The following is a 17,153-nucleotide window of genomic DNA, read 5'->3' as shown; positions in this document are numbered from 1 at the left end:
TCAATTTTAGATATTAGATTGATGATTTTATATTGCTCATCGAGACTTCAAAAATACGTTTTATTTTAAAATTTTCTTCTGCTTTAAAATTCTAAAGCGGTGCTGTGTTTGATTTCTCCCATCACAAAAATACTGTTCGTATTTCCGATATTTTCGATTGTTGAAAGCTTATTCATTACAAAATCCTGATAACTAGCCATATCTTGCACCAATATTTTAAGCATGAAATCGTAATCTCCAGCAATATTATAGCATTCTATAATTTCTGGAAGCGCGACAATATCTTTCACAAAATTGCTTCCGACATTTTTGGCGTGTTCTTTTAAACGCACATTGCAAAAAACCGTCATGCCGCGATTCATTTTCTTCTTATCTAAAAGTGCGACATATTTCGTAATGTAACCATCTCTCTCTAACCTTTTTATTCGCTCATAAACGGGAGTTACCGTTAGAAATAATTTACTTGCAAGGTCTTTTGTATTGATATTGCAATCTTCCTGGAGGTATTTTAAGATCAATAGATCCGTTTTATCTAAGTTTTCCATAGTTTTTTTTACGGCTAAAAGTTCATTTAAAAGATTATTACAGTAATAAAATCTTATAAAAACATTTTTAAAAATACATTTTACTAAAATAAACCTCAAATATAAGTTATAAAAACTAAGAATGTAAATTTGTTCAGTAAAAAACACTGAATCAAAAATGAAAACAAACAACTTAGGTTACCCAAGAATTGGCAGCAACAGAGAACTGAAAAAAGCCAGCGAACTTTATTGGGCTGGAAAAATTTCTGCAGATGAACTTACAGATGCTGGAAAAGAAATCCGTCTTAAAAACTGGAAATTACAAGCCGAAGCAGGAGTTGATTTAATTCCTTCTAATGATTTTTCTTTTTATGATCAAGTTTTAGATTTGACTTTGACTCTTGGCGCAATTCCGGAACGTTACCATGAATTGGCAAAAAGCAATTCGTCTCTGGATTTGTATTTTGCAATGGCAAGAGGATCTCAAAAAGACGGGCAAGATGTTGTTGCAATGGAAATGACAAAATGGTTCGATACCAATTACCATTATATTGTTCCTGAATTCACAAAAAACCAAAAGTTTGAATTGTTTTCTGAAAAAATAATCAATGAATTTAAGGAAGCAAATGCTATCGGAATCAAGACAAAACCTGTTTTAATTGGTCCTGTTTCGTATTTATTATTAGGAAAAGAAAAAGAAGAAGGCTTTAATAGAATTGATCTTATTGACGCTTTACTTCCTGTTTATTTCGAAATTCTTGAAAAATTACAAGACGAAAATACCGAATACATTCAGTTTGACGAACCTTTCTTGGCTTTAAATTTAACTGATAAAGACAGAAGCGCTTTCACGAAAGTGTACAATGAAATCAACAAACGTTTCCCAAAACTTAAAATTGTTTTAGCGAATTACTTCGATTGTTTTGGCGAAAATTTAGAAACGGCGCTGGCTTTGCCAGTTGATACTTTCCATTTAGATTTAGTTCGTTGTCCGCTTCAATTGGATGATATTTTAGAATCTGGAAAACTGGCTTCAAACGTAAATCTTTCTCTTGGAGTTGTTGACGGAAGAAACATCTGGAAAAATGACTTTAAAAAATCTTTAGAAATCATCAAAAAAGCAACTGATGCTTTAGGCGAAAGCCGAATTTTAATTGCGCCTTCTTGCTCTTTAATTCACAGTCCATGCGATTTAGATTTGGAAACAAACGATGAGACGCTGACTCCAGAAATCAAACAATGGCTGGCTTTTGCTAAACAGAAAATCAACGAAATTGTGCTTTTAAAACAATTTGCTTTTAACGGAGTGAATATTGAAAACTCAGCTGAATACAAAGAAAATGTTCTGGCAAATGAAAATCGTAAAACTTCAAAATTAATTCATAATAACGAAGTAAAAGCTCGCGTTGCAGGAATCACAACTTCAGATGATCAACAAAAAAGTGCTTTTGCCGTTAGACGAAAAAGCCAAATTGAAGCTTTAAAATTGCCATTATTCCCAACCACAACAATTGGATCTTTCCCTCAAACAACCGAAGTGAGAAGCTGGAGAGCAAAATTCAAAAAAGGAGAATTAACGGCTCAAGAATACAATGATTTAATCGAAAAAGAAACAGAAGCAACCATTCGTTTTCAAGAAGAAACTGGAATCGACGTTTTAGTTCATGGAGAGTTTGAACGCAACGATATGGTGGAATATTTCGGAGAACAATTAGCTGGATTTACCTTCACTAAAAACGGTTGGGTTCAGAGTTACGGAAGCCGTTGCGTGAAACCGCCAGTTATTTACGGAGACGTTTCTCGACCAAATCCAATGACAGTAAAATGGTCTCAATATGCACAATCTTTAACTCCAAAATGGGTAAAAGGAATGTTGACAGGTCCTGTAACGATTTTACAATGGTCATTTGTGCGTAACGATCAGCCTCGTTCTGAAACTTGTACACAAATCGCTTTGGCAATTCGTGACGAAGTTATCGATTTAGAAAAAGCAGGAATTAAAATCATTCAGATTGATGAACCTGCCATTCGCGAAGGTCTTCCGTTAAGAAAAGAAGAATGGGCAAAATATTTGGAGTGGGCTGTAAAAGCGTTCCGAATTTCTGCCAGCGGAGTTAACGATGACACTCAAATTCACACGCACATGTGTTACAGCGAATTCAACGATATCATTCAAAACATTGCCGATATGGATGCCGACGTTATTACAATCGAATGTTCGCGTTCGCAAATGGAACTTTTAGATGCTTTTGCCAACTTCAAATATCCAAACGAAATCGGCCCTGGAGTTTACGATATTCACTCGCCTCGAGTGCCTTCGAGTGCCGAAATGGTTCGCTTGTTAGAAAAAGCTTCCAATGTAATTCCGGTAGATCAATTATGGGTAAATCCAGATTGTGGTTTAAAAACGCGTCATTGGGATGAAACCAAAAAAGCGCTAATCGAAATGGTTGCCGCAGCCCAAGAAATGCGAACAACTATAGAAAACGCTGTGAATTAACACCTTAAATAGTTTTTGTTTTTTATGCCAGCAAATGAGGCCGAATATTAGTTATGATTCGGTTCGGCTTCGTTTTGTTGGTTTTATTTTTAGGAGCAAACAACATTGGTTTTCAAAACAAATCTAGTCCCGCTATCCGCTATATCTTTTCCTGGCTAAAGAAGCCAGAAAAGGATACCGCTCCTATCGGGGCTAATTTACAAGTTTAGTTTTCATCAGAACTTTAGTTAATAAAAAAAGCGCTCCAATTGGAGCGCTTTCTGAAATTGAATATAAAAACTAGATTAGAAGTTTTTAGAAATTCCGATATTGATTGTTTTACCGAAATTAAAGTAGAAATGGCTGTAATCTTCTCCATTATCATCAAAGCTTAATGTTTCGTATCCTAAACCACCAATGCTGAAGTTAAGACCAAAACCTTTTTGCATGTTGATGAAAAGTGCTGGAGTTACATCTACATAAGCACCGTCTCCTTTATACTTTACGTAATTATTTGCATTCGTGTAAATTTTGTTCTTCTCTGTTTGGAAACCAACTCCCATATCTGCAAAAACAGAGAAAGTTTGGCTTAATGGTCTTGTATAACGTACAAAACCTCCAGTTCTAAATTTGTTGTCTTTACGTTTTACATCTGAATTATCAACATCAGATGTGCTTAAAGAAAGTTCACCTCCAACTGTCCAGTTTTCGTGAAATTGGTAACCTACTTTAGGAGAAAAAGTAAATGTGCTTTCTTTATCTTCACTAAATCTGAATTCTGATTTTTCAGAAGAGTATCCGATGTTTCCACCTACTAAAATTGTTCCTTTTTGTGCGTTTGCAAAACTGCAGATAGCTAAAGCAGCTACCACTAACATTTTTTTCATTTTGGCTTTTAATTTAAAATTTATGTTTCCTTTAACAATAACAGTGCCGTGAATTAAGGGTTTTATATTTTTTTTAAGAAATACTTAAGAAACTAAAATGTAGCAATCGACATTATTTCTAGTTACTTTTGTAGCAAATAAAAAATACATGTCGATAGTAGTAAACAACATATCAAAAAGTTACGGAACACAAAAAGCATTAAATTCAATTTCTTTTTCGATTGAAAAAGGAGAAATTGTTGGTTTTTTAGGTCCAAACGGAGCTGGAAAATCTACTTTAATGAAGATTTTGACCACGTATTTATTGGCAGATGAAGGTACAGCCCTTGTAAACAGCCACGATGTCATGACGGAGGCTAAAGCTGTTCAGCGCTCTATCGGATATTTACCAGAACACAATCCGCTGTATTTGGATTTGTATGTCCGTGAGTATTTGGCATTTAATGCCGACGTTTATAGCGTGCCAAAATCAAGAATTGAAGAAGTAATTCAGCTGACAGGACTGACACCTGAAAGCCATAAAAAGATCAGCCAGCTTTCTAAAGGATACCGTCAACGCGTTGGATTGGCAAATGCTCTGCTTCATGATCCAGAAGTGTTAATTTTGGATGAACCAACTACTGGACTGGATCCTAACCAGTTAATGGAAATTCGTAATGTGATTAAAAATGCAGGAAAAAATAAAACTGTTTTTTTATCGACGCACATCATGCAGGAAGTCGAAGCAATTTGCGATCGTGTCATAATTATTGACAAAGGACAAATCGTTGCAGACAATAAATTAGACCATTTGGTTACTGCCGATAAAGAGCAAGTTATTGAAGTTGAGTTCGATTACAAAGTGGAAGAACAACTTTTGGCGAAAATAGAAAATATTTCTTCGTACGTAAATACTCATGACATGACATGGGAACTTACTTTTGTTACAGATAAAGATATGCGCCCAGCTATTTTTGACTTCGCCAACGAAAATGGATTAAAAACATTACAATTGAATCAGAAGAATAAAAATCTAGAAGCTGTTTTTAGAGAAATTACTAAATAAGACTTCAGTTAGAGTCACAGTTTTCAGTTTGAAAAGCGGTTTGTTTTAAATAAAACAAACCGCTTTTTTATTTTTATTTGTTCTTCTTTTCTCTGCAAATCAACAGAATAAGGTTTTCTTTAAAAAAATATTTATTATTTTTATTTAGACTTGTTATAAATAGTATTATATTTGGCAAATAAAATTTTAAATGCCACGATATGTTACGTATCCTCCTTATACTTAAAAAACCTATTTCTGTTGTTTTAAATCAAGTAATAATTTTTCGAAAAAAGTTTTCAGACAAATTAGAACAAATTGTATTGCAATAAATTCTGATTTTAAAAATTACAAAGATTATTATATTCTAAATCTCGATTTAGAATTTGCCAAATTAAAACAACATGAAAAAAATTATAACCTCTCTTATGCTCGCTTTTTCGGTATATGATGGATATTCTCAAATAGAAAAAGAAACAGACAGTATTGTTGAAACCACTATAAATGCTTTAGATGAAATTGTGATTAGCAAAAAGAAAGTCCTTTACACTCAAAAATCAGATCGTCTTGTTTTTAATGTAGAAAACAGCATCGTTTCTGAAGGCGGAACCGCTCTTGACGTTTTATCGCGCGCTCCTGGCGTTGTGGTTTCGCAAGATGGCGATCTGTCAATTCGCGGACAACAAGGTGTTGCGGTAATGATAAATGGTAAATTGACGCAGCTTTCTCAGAAAGAATTGGCTAATTATTTGAAAGCAACAACTTCATCAAACATTAAACAAATTGAAGTAATTACAAATCCTTCTTCTAAATATGATGCAGCCGGAAAAGCCGGAATTATCAATATCATTCTTAAAAAACCAAATTCTGAAGGTTTAAAAGGAACTGCTTTTGCGAGTTACGGAAGAGGCCGAAAAAATAGAACGAATTCTGGCTTCAATTTAAATTATAATAAAGATAAATGGGGCGTTTTCGGAAATTACAGCTATACTTTCCGTGGCGAAGAAGAGCACAAAAAGTTCAACCAAACTCAATATACTGATCTTACGCATCAGGAAATTGCTTCTACAAATCACCAAACTTCCATTACAGATGAACCTCTGACTTCTAATAATTTCAAAATTGGAACGCAATATGAAGTTTCGCCTAAAACTAATTTAGAGGTTTATGTTGATGCTAAAATCGGACGCTACCAAAATATGGCGGACGGAACAAATACGGTTTTTAATACTTCAAATCAACCCATTTTTGATGCTTTGACTTATAATGATAGTAAAGAAAAATGGAATGACTATACATATGCTTTTTCTGGTACGCATAAATTTAATGATGAAGGAAAAAATATGGCTTTTGATTTTGAATACGAAACGTCGAAGTTTAGATCTAATCAGTTTCAGAGTGCCGATAATACCGCAAATGCAACTGTTGTAAACGACCGTCGCGGCTATATTCCGTCTCAATTAAAAGTATTTACAGGAAAAATCGATTTTGTAAATCCGTTTAAGGAAAAACAATCTATTGAATGGGGTTTTAAAGCCAGTATTAAAAACAATGATAATCCATCTGTTTATGAATATTACGAAAACAACGAATGGCTTATCGATTTTAATTCGACCAATCATTTTGAATACAACGAACAGATTTATGCGGCTTACGCGAATTACAAATATCAGTTAGAAAAATTAAATATTCAGGCTGGTTTAAGAAGCGAATACACTGCCATAAACATTGATCAGAAAACTTTAAATGAAAAGCATAAAGATGATTATTTGAAATGGTTTCCGAGTCTTTCTTTAAAATATGAATTCACGAGCAATCATTCTGCGCATGCCTCTTACAGCAAAAGAATCAACAGACCAAGCCAGTTTGATTTGAATCCGTTTCGTTTTTACGACGATTCATTCAATTATTCGCAGGGAAATCCAAACTTGATTCCAGAGATTACGCACGCGATGGAAATTGGTTACGCTTGGAAAAGTAATTTTATGGCTTCTCTTTATTTCAATAGCACAAAAGACGTTTTCACGGAAGTGTACAACTATAATCCAGACACGAATACAACAGTAACAACTCAAATAAACGTTGACAAATCATACAATTACGGAATCAATATCACCAACACTTCTGAGTTAAATAAATGGTGGTCTGTAAATACTTTATTCAATGTTTTTGAAAATAAATTTATGGGAGACATTTTAAACAGCACTACAATTGCTCCTATTATGACAGTTAATGTAAGTGTTCAAAATTCTTTTACCATAACCGAAACCTTAAAAGCAGAAGGGAACGCACAATATCAGTCCAAATCTAATCTTGGAATTTACCATAGAGATGGTTTCTTCGATTTCAGCATCGGAATTTCTAAACAAGTTTTAGCTAAAAAAGGAAGCCTCAAGTTCAACTTTACTGATATTTTCAATACCAATAATTTCTACATTAAATCTGCCATTGCGCAAACTACTATTGATAAAAGATATGATCTGGACAATCGTATCGCGACAATTGCATTTACATACCGCATATAAAATTCGTTCTTTAAATACCTTGTTTTTGTTTTTTTTTGTGTTAGTCAAGAGCCTGTTCCTTCAAACAGGCTCTTCTACATTTATAAACTTATATATTAGAAAGGATTTCTCGCATTTCCTCAATTACAAGTTTTACATCATCTTCTGTAGTTCTCCAATTCACAAAAGAAGCTCTAATTCCTTTTTTGTTTTGATAAACTGTTGGTGTCATAAATACTTTTCCTGTATCATTCAAAGCAGACAAAAACTGACTTACTTTTTCCTGATTGTGCTCTCCTTTCAGCGTAAAGCAAACATTATTTAAACGGATTGGAGCCAACAGCTCAAAATCATTTTCTATTAAAGCATTTCCAAAATGCAAAGCCAATGCTGTACTGCTCTCGATGATGTCTCTAAAACCTTCTTTTCCATACGCTTTAAGCGAAAACCAAGCAGGTAGCGCACGTAAACGACGTGAATTTTCAGGAAGTACATTCAAATAATTAAAATTCTCCAAGGCATTCCCTAAATATGGCGCATTAGAATTCTGAAATGTCTCAATCTGAAGATTACCATGCTCTTTTTTAATTAAAAAGAAAGCGCTTTCGTAAGGCACATTCATCCATTTATGACAATCAATTGTAATACTGTCCGCCCCTTCCCAGCCTTTTACCAAATGATTGTATTTATCTGAAACCGCTGCAAATCCGCCAAAAGCTCCATCAATATGCCACCAGAAATTGTATTTTTCTTTCAATGCTGCAATGGCTTCAAAATCATCAAAATCGGCAGTATTTACAGTTCCTGCACTTGAAATTAAGATAAAAGGTTTTCCGTTTAACTTCTTGATGTTTTCTTCCAAATCGACAATATCAATAGCTTCGCGATTACCATCAATTGTTTTTACCGTGGTATAATTCTGGCTTCCAATTCCTAAAAGTGATAAACATTTTACAGAAGAAGAATGCGGTGTTGCAGTCAGAATATTAACAGTTTCTGAAATTCCGTTTTTAGCAAAATCTTTTCCAAATTGCTTCCCAAACCATTGTCTGGCGACACCAAGAGAAGTAAAGTTTGACATCGTAGCGCCTGTAACGAATCCGCCTAAAAATGCATCCGGAAGATCTAACAATTGCAACAACAAATGGATTGTTTCAAATTCTATTAATGCCGATGCTCCACCTTGCGCTTTTACAGCCTGCGTGTTTTGATCGTAAACGGCCGCCAGCCAATCGCCTACAATCGAAGCTGGAGTTGAACCGCCTGTTACAAATCCCCAATATCTTGGCCCTGATGAAGAAACCATTAAAGGCGCTAATCTTTCATTAAACTCTTTTAAAGCATCAATAGAACCTAATCCAAATTCGTTTAAAGCCGTTTTTGGATCAATACTATATGTATTTGAAGTTGGAATATTTCCGATATCATTCAGAAAATCAATTCCTTGTTGTTTTGTTTTTTCTAAAATATTATCGAAATCATTAAGATCTTTTTGTAATATTGAATTCATAAGTTTGTTGTATTAGTTATGTTGCGCAGATTGCGCGGATATCATTAGATTTATAAAAATTGTGTTTAAAAAGAGTATTTTACCACTTGGTTTTCTCCGAAAATTTAGAAACTAGCATTGACGAAATTACATCACCATTGGCATTTAACAAAGTCGCAATTGGATCAACCAAAGTTCCTAAAATCATGGCAACCGGCAAAGCTTGCTCCATGGGGAAACCGTAAACCGTAATCGCCAGAACTTCTCCAATATAACCGCCATTCGGAATTCCGCCTTCAACAATTGAAACGATTACTGTAATTCCTAATGCTAAAAGAATGGTTGAAGGTTCGGTGAAATCTTTTCCAAACATCGCAAAAAGAAAAGTTATTTTTAAGATGGAAGACATACTCGAACCGTCTTTATGTAATGGAGCTCCAAGCGGAATAACCAGATTTCGAACATGTGCAGGAATTCCCATTTTTTGTGCGGCATCCAAATTGGCTGGAATAGTTGCAATACTACTGCAAGTTCCTATTGCGGTTAATGAAGGCGTAATATTATTGCTCCAAAAAACTTTAAAAGCCCTTTTTCCGCCAGCTACAATCGCATATAAACTGAAAAACGTGAAGAAATAGAAAATACAGGCTGCATAGTAAACTGCCATCGGTTTTGCATAAACCCCAAACAATTGTGGGCCAAAAATACCAACCTGATAAGCAAAATAAGCTCCTAAACCTATTGGTGCAAATTTCATAATGATGTTCAGCAATTGCTTCATGACTTCATTTCCAGAATCTAGGAAACCCTTAAAAGTATTTCCTTTTTCTCCAGATTGTAGCGTTGCAAAACCAATTAAAAATGAAAATATTATCAGAGCCAGCATGCTTTTTCTTGACAATAATTCGAAGAAATCATTCGTAGTAACCAATTTCGCAATCTGATCGCCAACAGATCCTGATTCTATCTTTTCAAATGCAACTTTTGCAATCGCAATATCTTGGTGAATCGGAAAAAGATAAACTGCTAAAATCATTACGATTCCAGAAATTAGAATTGTGGTGAGAAAAACCAAAATCATGACAACAAATAGTTTTCCTAATTTTTCTGACCGCTCCAAATTAGCAATCGATGAACCAATCGTAAAGAAAATCAACGGAATAATTGCGGTAAAAAGTAAATTCAAGAAAATATCCCCAAGCGGTTTTATAACCAAAACTTTTTCTCCGAAAACCAACCCAAAAACACTTCCGATAATAATACCTCCAAGAAGCAGTAAAATACTGCTGTAGCTTTGTAAAAAATTGATTTTTTTTAACTCCATAAATTTTAAGGAATAACAATGAGAAACAAAAAAACAAAGAAAATTAATGAATTATTTTTTGCCACAGATTAAAAATGATTTCAAAGAATTTTTAATCTGTGTTAATCTGTGGCAATATAATAGTTATTTCTCCAGAACTATCGTAGTAAAAGCCCTGTCAACAAGTTCTCCAGTTTTGCTTTTTACTTTTTCAGTCTGAGTTTCGGTGTAAACAATTTGAAAAGCTGTTTTCTCAATTAATTTCTGTGCTTTTTCTGTGCTGTAAAGCTCAAATTCAAATTGAGTAAAGGGTAACGTTTTCATGAAATCTTCTTCAGCAAATGTCAAACAGAAATTTCCATTTGGTTTTAAAACTCTATAGATTTCTGAAAGCAATTCTTCTGGCTTCTGCCAAAAATAAATAGTGTTTACTGTGAATATTTTATCAAAAGATTCATCTTCAAACGGAATTTTATTTCCGTCATAAAGTGAAAAAAAGGCCTGTTTTTGAGAAACAAAATTTCTATTAATCTGGCGCGCTTCCTGAAACATCAATTCAGACATTTCAAGTCCGTAATATTTTAGGTTTTCTGCTTGTTCGAAAAGAAACTCTACGTGGCCTGCGTTTCCGTGACCCAATTCCAGAATTTTATTTGCTGCCGAAATATTTAGATTTTGAATGGAATGTTTGGTCATATAGATGTTCGTTTCGTTCATCATATTTCCCATTTCGATTCCTTTTTCTCCCGATGGATGTTTTAACTGAGAAGCGATGGCTTGTAATTCTTCATTTTTCATAATACGAAAATTTTAAACTTCTAAATTAAACAATATCTTAATTCAAATTCCAAATTTTGAAAATCCAAATTCCAAATTCCATTTTTTTTGTCATTTCGACGGAGGAGAAATCACACTAGAAACTCCACAAAGCATCTTCAATCTTTGTAGATATACGAGTGTGATTCCTCGTTCCTCGGAATGACAAATTAGGCTTAATATTTATTAAAAAACCTGACTAGCAATCTGACGAATATTCTCAGATTTACCCATTGAATAATAGTGTAAAAACGGAACTCCAGCTGCTTTTAATTCTAAAGATTGCTGAATAGCCCACTCGATTCCGACTTGTTTGATTTCAGAGTTGTTTTTGCATTTATCAACCGCATCAATTAAATCTTCCGGTAAATCGATTCTGAAAATTTGTGGCAAAACTTGTAAATGTCTTTGAACCGCAATTGGTTTAATTCCAGGAATAATCGGAATTGTAATTCCCATTTCTCTTGCTTTTTCTACGAAAGCAAAATATTTTGAGTTATCAAAAAACATTTGTGTAACCACATAATCAGCACCAGCATCTACTTTTTCTTTTAATCTTTTTAAATCAGATTGTAACGAAGGAGATTCTAAATGTTTCTCCGGATAACCTGCAACTCCAATACAGAAATTAGCTTTGTTGTCGATATCCATTACTTCATGCAGATATTTTCCGCAATTCAAGTCGTTGATTTGACGAACTAAATCAATTGCATAATGATTTCCACCAGCTTTTGGAACAAAAGATTGTTCGTCTTTCATTGCATCTCCACGAAGCGCCATTACATTGTTGATTCCCAAATATTGACAATCTACCAACATGTATTCTGTTTCTTCTTGTGTGAATCCGCCGCAAAGCAAATGCGGTACCGTATCGACATTGTATTTGTGTTTTATAGAAGCGCAAATTCCAAGCGTTCCAGGACGCATACGAGTCAATTTTTTATCCAAAAGTCCGTTACCGCGATCGATGTAAATATACTCCTCACGAGAAGTCGTCACATCAATAAACGGCGGATTAAACTCCATCAACGGATCAATATTATCGTATAATTCCTGAATGCTTTTCCCCTTTTGAGGTGGAATAATTTCAAATGAGAATAATGTTTTTCCTTTGGCGTTTTCTATATGTTCTGTTACTTTCATTATAAGTCTTAAAGTTTGAAAGTCTAAAGTCATAAAGTCTCTCCTTTCGGACTTTTGACTTTTGACTTTATGACTAATATTTTAATCTGCTATATTAGGATTTAACCATTTCATTGCGTAATCAAGCGGTACATTTCGGCGTTTTGCGTAATCTGTCACCTGATCTTCTTTTATTTTTCCTAGTCCGAAATATCGGCTTTTTGGGTTTCCAAAATAATATCCTGAAACCGAAGAAGCTGGCCACATTGCCATACTTTCTGTCAAAGTCACTCCAATTTCTTCTGCTACATTCAAAAGCTTCCAGATTGTTGGTTTTTCCAAGTGATCTGGACAAGCCGGATATCCTGGTGCTGGACGGATTCCTTTATAATTTTCTTTAATTAATTCTTCGTTTGTTAACGCTTCTTCTGAGTCGTAACCCCAGAAATCTTTACGAACTCTCTCGTGAAGATATTCGGCGAAAGCCTCAGCAAAACGATCTGCAAGCGCTTTAACCATAATCGAGTTATAATCGTCTAAATTCTTTTCGTATTCTGCAGCCCATTCATCTACACCAAAACCTGTTGTTACACAGAAAGCTCCCATGTAATCTTCGATTCCGCTTTCTTTTGGAAGAATAAAATCCGCTAAAGCGATGTTTGGCGCGCCTTTCGTTTTTTGTGACTGCACACGAAGCGTTAAGAATTTCTCTAACACTTTTCCGTTTTCATCGCGTAATTCGATATCATCATCATCAACTTGGTTACAAGGAAAAATTCCGAAAATACCTTTTGCTTTTAGTTTTTTCTCTTCCAGAATAACTTTCAACATCGCCTGAGCATCTGCGAAAACAGAAGTTGCTTGTTCGCCCACAACCTCATCAGTCAAAATCGCTGGATATTTTCCGTACAATTCCCAAGTTTGAAAAAATGGCGTCCAATCGATATACGGAACCAAAACATCCAATTCAACCTCGACAATTTGAGCGCCTATCTTTTTAGGCTTAGTCGGAGTATATTCAGACCAATCCAATTGCATTTTGTTTTTACGAGCCTCCTCAATCGTCAGGAAATTTTTATCTCTCGAACGATTTAAGAATGTTTCTCTAAAAGCATCATATTCTGCACGAATATCGCTTGCATATATTTTACGGTTATGATCTAACAGATTTCCTGCAACAGTAACGGCTCTCGAAGCGTCGTTTACGTGAATTACAGTTTCTCTGTATTGAGGCGCAATTTTCACGGCTGTATGCGCGCGCGAAGTCGTTGCCCCACCAATCATAATCGGGATTTTAATTCCTTGTTTGTCTAGTTCTTTGGCCAAATAAACCATTTCGTCAAGCGAAGGAGTGATCAGTCCGCTTAATCCGATAATATCTACTTCATGTTCGATTGCCGCTGCAATGATTTTCTCCGGAGGAACCATTACACCCAAATCTACAATCTCGTAATTGTTACAAGCCAAAACTACCGAAACGATATTTTTTCCAATATCGTGAACGTCGCCTTTTACAGTCGCCATCAAGATTTTTCCGTTTCCAGATTTGTCTCCCGCTTGTTTGCTCGCTTCAATAAATGGCAATAAATAAGCAACCGCTTTTTTCATTACACGAGCCGATTTCACAACCTGAGGCAAGAACATTTTTCCGCTTCCGAATAAATCTCCAACAACGTTCATTCCTGTCATCAAATTGATTTCGATAACTTCAATTGGTTTTGTTGCCGCCAAACGTGCTTCTTCAACATCTTCTTCAATAAAAGCATCAATTCCTTTTACCAATGAATGCGTAATACGTTCTTGAACAGTTCCAAAACGCCATTCCTGAACCGCTTTTTCGTCGCTTTTCACTTCCCCTTTTACATTTTCTGCAAAATCTAAAAGTCGTTCTGTAGCATCGTCGCGTCTGTCAAGAATTACGTCTTCAACGTGTTCTAATAAATCTTTTTCAATATCATCATATATTGTCAACATCTCCGGATTTACGATTCCCATCGTCATTCCGTTTTTAATTGCATGATATAAGAAAACAGAGTGCATCGCTTCACGAACGTGGTCGTTTCCTCTAAAAGAAAACGAAACGTTACTTACACCACCGCTAATATGTGCGTGTGGCAAGTTCTCGCGAACCCATTTTGTTCCTCTAAAAAAGTCCAATGCATTCAGGCGGTGTTCTTCCATTCCTGTTGCAACCGGAAAAATATTCAAATCGAAAATAATATCCTGTGGAGGAAAACCTACTTTGTTTACCAAAATATCATACGAACGCGCACAAATTTCCACACGACGATCATAATTATCGGCCTGACCTACTTCGTCAAAAGCCATAACAATAGCAGCCGCACCGTAACGCTTAATTAGCTTAGCGTGGTGAATAAAAGCTTCTTCTCCTTCTTTTAACGAAATCGAGTTTACAACACTTTTTCCTTGTACTACTTTCAGACCTGCTTCGATGATTTCCCATTTCGAACTGTCGATCATAATAGGCACTCTCGAAATATCTGGTTCTGCAGCAATTAAGTTTAAGAATTTGGTCATGGCAGTTACACCATCCAACATTCCCTCATCCATATTAATATCGATGATTTGTGCTCCTCCTTCTACCTGCTGTCTTGCAATATCAAGTGCCTCGTCGTATTTCTCTTCCTTGATTAAACGCAGAAATTTTCGCGAACCCGTTACATTCGTACGCTCTCCAACGTTTACAAAAACGCTTTCTGGCGTAATAATCAAAGGTTCTAATCCTGCTAATACAAGGTCTCTTCTTTTTTCAGTCATTTTCTTTAAAGTTGCTAAGCTTCTGAGGTGCTTAGGTTCTAAGTTTTTTATTTTTATTTCTTTCCTGCAAGGTTTTTAAAACCTTGTAGGTATTTACGTTTATTATTTTGGGCGTGTCCCTCCGGGTCGGGCTATCCGTTACAAGTCCTCGACCAATTCCGTTATCACTACATTGGTCTGCGGGCTTTTCACTTCTATCCCTCACGCAGACTCGGTTTCATAAGACGTTTTATGTTTTCCGAGTTCAAATTCATTTCTATTTTTAACGAATTCCTTCTGCTTGCGCGAGCGTCACGCTCGTTCACGCTCCAACTTATTTTTTAATCCTTTTCGGGCACGAACTTGAAGCTCGCGCCAGCAGAGATCACGCTCTTGCCATAACACTTTTTTTAATCATCAAAAACATGTTCTTCGAAACCTCCATGAAATACCTTTTCAATCCATATCTTAAATTCTCCATTTGTTGTAATAAGGTACATTTCACCATTACTTTCTATTTTGAATTTTTCATTATTATCAATCTTACTTTTTATACTTTTTAATTCAGAAACGCAATACAAATAAGGACTTGCGGTATCATACAAATTTGAATCTAAAAAAGCTTTAAAAACTTCTCCATCTTCTGAATAGACAAGGTGTTTTGTATCCATTTTTAATATTATATATCTCTGAATTCTTCCTATGGAATTTTTCTTATTTCAACCTGCAAGGTTTTTAAAACCTTGTAGGTTTGCATTATCGTATGCCATAATTATACCTACAAGGTTTGGAAAACCTTGTAGGAAACGTTACACTAAAACCGGCGCAACACGTGGCTTATAATCCTTCGCAATTTCAGCAATCAATCTAATATGATCTGGAGTTGTACCACAACAACCTCCAATTATGTTGATTAAATTATCTTCTAAATATTCTTTGATTAACGCCTGAGTTTGCTCTGGCGTTTCATCGTATTGTCCGAAAGCATTTGGCAGTCCAGCATTTGGATGCGCCGAAATGTTAAACTGTGTATGTTGTGATAATGTTTTTAAATACGGCTTCAACAAATCGGCTCCTAAAGCACAATTGAAACCAACACTCAATAACGGAATATGTGAAACTGAAATCAAAAACGCTTCAACAGTTTGTCCAGAAAGTGTTCTTCCTGAAGCATCGGTAATCGTTCCTGAAACCATAATTGGAATATCCAAATTACGTTCGTCTTTTACTTCTTCAATTGCGAAAAGTGCTGCTTTTGCATTTAAAGTATCGAAAATCGTTTCTACTAAAAGTAAATCGCAACCGCCGTCCATTAAAGCTTCGACTTGTTGTTTGTAAGCAATTCGTAAATCGTCGAAAGTTACGGCTCTGTAGCCCGGATCGTTTACGTCTGGCGACATGCTTGCCGTACGGTTTGTAGGTCCTATTGAACCGGCTACAAAACGTGGTTTATTTGGATTTTTAGCTGTGAATTCATCCGCAACTTCTCTTGCCAGTTTAGCCGATTCGTAGTTCAATTCGTAAACCAAATCTTCCATGAAATAATCGGCCATACCGATTGTAGTTCCAGAGAATGTATTGGTTTCTACGATATCTGCACCCGCATCAAAATAGGCAGCGTGCACTGCACGAATGGCATGTGGCTGTGTCAGAGATAATAAATCGTTGTTCCCTTTTAACGGATGCGGAAAATCTTTGAAACGCTCACTACGAAAATCTTCTTCTGAAAAATTGTAACGCTGTAACATTGTTCCCATTGCTCCGTCTAGAACAAGGATATTTTTTTTTATTGCTTCTTGAATTGTAATTGACATATATTTTTTCTTTTAGATTCTAAGACACTAAGGTTCTAAGATGCTAAGTTTTTATTCCTATTAATTCCAAAAGTGCACTATTGCTGGCTCATTAGCCCCGATTGAGCCGGTATCCTCGCATCCCGATAACTATCGGGAGAAGAGATGTAGGCGAAAGCGGGAACTATTGACTGCAAAAATGCGCCAATGATTCGCTCCTTACCGAAATTGCTTTCAGTAAATTATTTGTAAGTTGTTTTGAAAAGTTTTGAGAAATACGAGAATGTATTTGTGTTATCTATCTTAAATACTGCGTTTTTACAGTAAAAAGTAGAATTTAGCACCTTCTTTATAGTAAAGGGTTGCTAAGGTTTCATCGGGTCTATCCCTCCGCCTTTCGTGATAACGAACAATAAATTTTAAGAACAGTGCAAAGTAAAGACATAAGCTGAACA

Annotated in this window: 12 protein-coding genes and 1 riboswitch; of the genes, 3 read left to right on the top strand and 9 right to left on the bottom strand. The window is 35.4% G+C overall.

Going from position 1 to position 17,153, the window contains the following annotated elements; genetic code table 11:
• Positions 1-83: 83 nt before the first annotated feature.
• Entirely contained in the window at positions 84-545 is a 462-nt protein-coding gene (locus QLQ96_RS07420) for an Lrp/AsnC family transcriptional regulator (RefSeq protein WP_012023598.1), read from the bottom strand.
• A 157-nt stretch (positions 546-702) separates the two neighbouring features.
• Between QLQ96_RS07420 and metE the strand changes: the two genes are divergently transcribed.
• Positions 703-3,024, top strand: a complete 2,322-nt coding sequence (gene metE / locus QLQ96_RS07415; protein ID WP_482495957.1) for a 5-methyltetrahydropteroyltriglutamate--homocysteine S-methyltransferase — start codon at positions 703-705, stop codon at positions 3,022-3,024.
• A 284-nt stretch (positions 3,025-3,308) separates the two neighbouring features.
• Here the strand turns inward: metE and QLQ96_RS07410 are convergent, their stop codons facing one another.
• Positions 3,309-3,890: an outer membrane beta-barrel protein gene (locus QLQ96_RS07410; protein ID WP_482495955.1), complete on the bottom strand. Its 582-nt coding sequence runs from the start codon at positions 3,888-3,890 to the stop codon at positions 3,309-3,311.
• A gap of 148 nt (positions 3,891-4,038) precedes the next feature.
• Here QLQ96_RS07410 and gldA point away from each other — a divergent pair, with 148 nt between their 5' ends.
• Both gldA and QLQ96_RS07400 read left to right on the top strand, forming a co-directional pair.
• Positions 4,039-4,935 carry a gliding motility-associated ABC transporter ATP-binding subunit GldA gene (gene gldA / locus QLQ96_RS07405; RefSeq protein ID WP_482495953.1) on the top strand — a complete coding sequence of 299 codons (897 nt, stop codon included), beginning with the start codon at positions 4,039-4,041 and terminating at the stop codon, positions 4,933-4,935.
• 383 nt (positions 4,936-5,318) lie between these two features.
• Positions 5,319-7,439: a TonB-dependent receptor domain-containing protein gene (locus QLQ96_RS07400; RefSeq protein ID WP_482495951.1), complete on the top strand. Its 2,121-nt coding sequence runs from the start codon at positions 5,319-5,321 to the stop codon at positions 7,437-7,439.
• 88 nt (positions 7,440-7,527) lie between these two features.
• On the opposite strand, the gene QLQ96_RS07395 is transcribed toward QLQ96_RS07400, so the two are convergent.
• The 7 genes from QLQ96_RS07395 to QLQ96_RS07365 form a co-directional block, all read right to left on the bottom strand.
• Positions 7,528-8,928 (bottom strand): pyridoxal phosphate-dependent decarboxylase family protein, encoded by a 1,401-nt coding sequence (locus tag QLQ96_RS07395; RefSeq protein WP_482495949.1) that lies wholly within the window; start codon positions 8,926-8,928, stop codon positions 7,528-7,530.
• A gap of 79 nt (positions 8,929-9,007) precedes the next feature.
• The gene (locus QLQ96_RS07390) at positions 9,008-10,231 is read right to left on the bottom strand and encodes a dicarboxylate/amino acid:cation symporter (protein ID WP_482495947.1); all 1,224 of its coding nucleotides are present in this window, start codon (positions 10,229-10,231) and stop codon (positions 9,008-9,010) included.
• 123 nt (positions 10,232-10,354) lie between these two features.
• Positions 10,355-11,008, bottom strand: coding sequence for a class I SAM-dependent methyltransferase (locus tag QLQ96_RS07385; RefSeq protein WP_482495945.1), 654 nt, complete (start codon positions 11,006-11,008; stop codon positions 10,355-10,357).
• 204 nt (positions 11,009-11,212) lie between these two features.
• Entirely contained in the window at positions 11,213-12,169 is a 957-nt protein-coding gene (gene metF / locus QLQ96_RS07380; protein WP_482496930.1) for a methylenetetrahydrofolate reductase [NAD(P)H], read from the bottom strand.
• A gap of 81 nt (positions 12,170-12,250) precedes the next feature.
• Positions 12,251-14,977 carry a methionine synthase gene (metH, locus tag QLQ96_RS07375; RefSeq protein ID WP_482496928.1) on the bottom strand — a complete coding sequence of 909 codons (2,727 nt, stop codon included), beginning with the start codon at positions 14,975-14,977 and terminating at the stop codon, positions 12,251-12,253.
• Positions 14,978-15,315: 338 nt separating this feature from the next.
• Positions 15,316-15,576, bottom strand: coding sequence for a hypothetical protein (locus QLQ96_RS07370; protein ID WP_482495943.1), 261 nt, complete (start codon positions 15,574-15,576; stop codon positions 15,316-15,318).
• A gap of 138 nt (positions 15,577-15,714) precedes the next feature.
• Positions 15,715-16,719, bottom strand: a complete 1,005-nt coding sequence (locus tag QLQ96_RS07365; protein WP_482495941.1) for a homocysteine S-methyltransferase family protein — start codon at positions 16,717-16,719, stop codon at positions 15,715-15,717.
• Positions 16,720-16,989: 270 nt separating this feature from the next.
• Positions 16,990-17,107, bottom strand: a riboswitch (SAM riboswitch).
• Positions 17,108-17,153 lie beyond the last annotated feature (46 nt).

The sequence above is a fragment of the Flavobacterium sp. B167r genome, from assembly GCF_056824315.1.
Note: the sequence above shows the minus strand (reverse complement) of the source record. Positions and strands in the feature narration are given on the sequence as shown.

Bases quoted from the DNA above. Each gene is read 5' to 3' on its own strand.
- gldA (WP_482495953.1), top strand. From the start codon at position 4,039: ATGTCGATAGTAGTAAACAACATATCAAAAAGTTACGGAACACAAAAA.
- QLQ96_RS07390 (WP_482495947.1), bottom strand. From the start codon at position 10,231: ATGGAGTTAAAAAAAATCAATTTTTTACAAAGCTACAGCAGTATTTTA.
- QLQ96_RS07395 (WP_482495949.1), bottom strand. From the start codon at position 8,928: ATGAATTCAATATTACAAAAAGATCTTAATGATTTCGATAATATTTTA.
- QLQ96_RS07370 (WP_482495943.1), bottom strand. From the start codon at position 15,576: ATGGATACAAAACACCTTGTCTATTCAGAAGATGGAGAAGTTTTTAAA.
- QLQ96_RS07385 (WP_482495945.1), bottom strand. From the start codon at position 11,008: ATGAAAAATGAAGAATTACAAGCCATCGCTTCTCAGTTAAAACATCCA.
- QLQ96_RS07365 (WP_482495941.1), bottom strand. From the start codon at position 16,719: ATGTCAATTACAATTCAAGAAGCAATAAAAAAAAATATCCTTGTTCTA.
- QLQ96_RS07410 (WP_482495955.1), bottom strand. From the start codon at position 3,890: ATGAAAAAAATGTTAGTGGTAGCTGCTTTAGCTATCTGCAGTTTTGCA.
- QLQ96_RS07400 (WP_482495951.1), top strand. From the start codon at position 5,319: ATGAAAAAAATTATAACCTCTCTTATGCTCGCTTTTTCGGTATATGAT.
- QLQ96_RS07420 (WP_012023598.1), bottom strand. From the start codon at position 545: ATGGAAAACTTAGATAAAACGGATCTATTGATCTTAAAATACCTCCAG.
- metF (WP_482496930.1), bottom strand. From the start codon at position 12,169: ATGAAAGTAACAGAACATATAGAAAACGCCAAAGGAAAAACATTATTC.
- metE (WP_482495957.1), top strand. From the start codon at position 703: ATGAAAACAAACAACTTAGGTTACCCAAGAATTGGCAGCAACAGAGAA.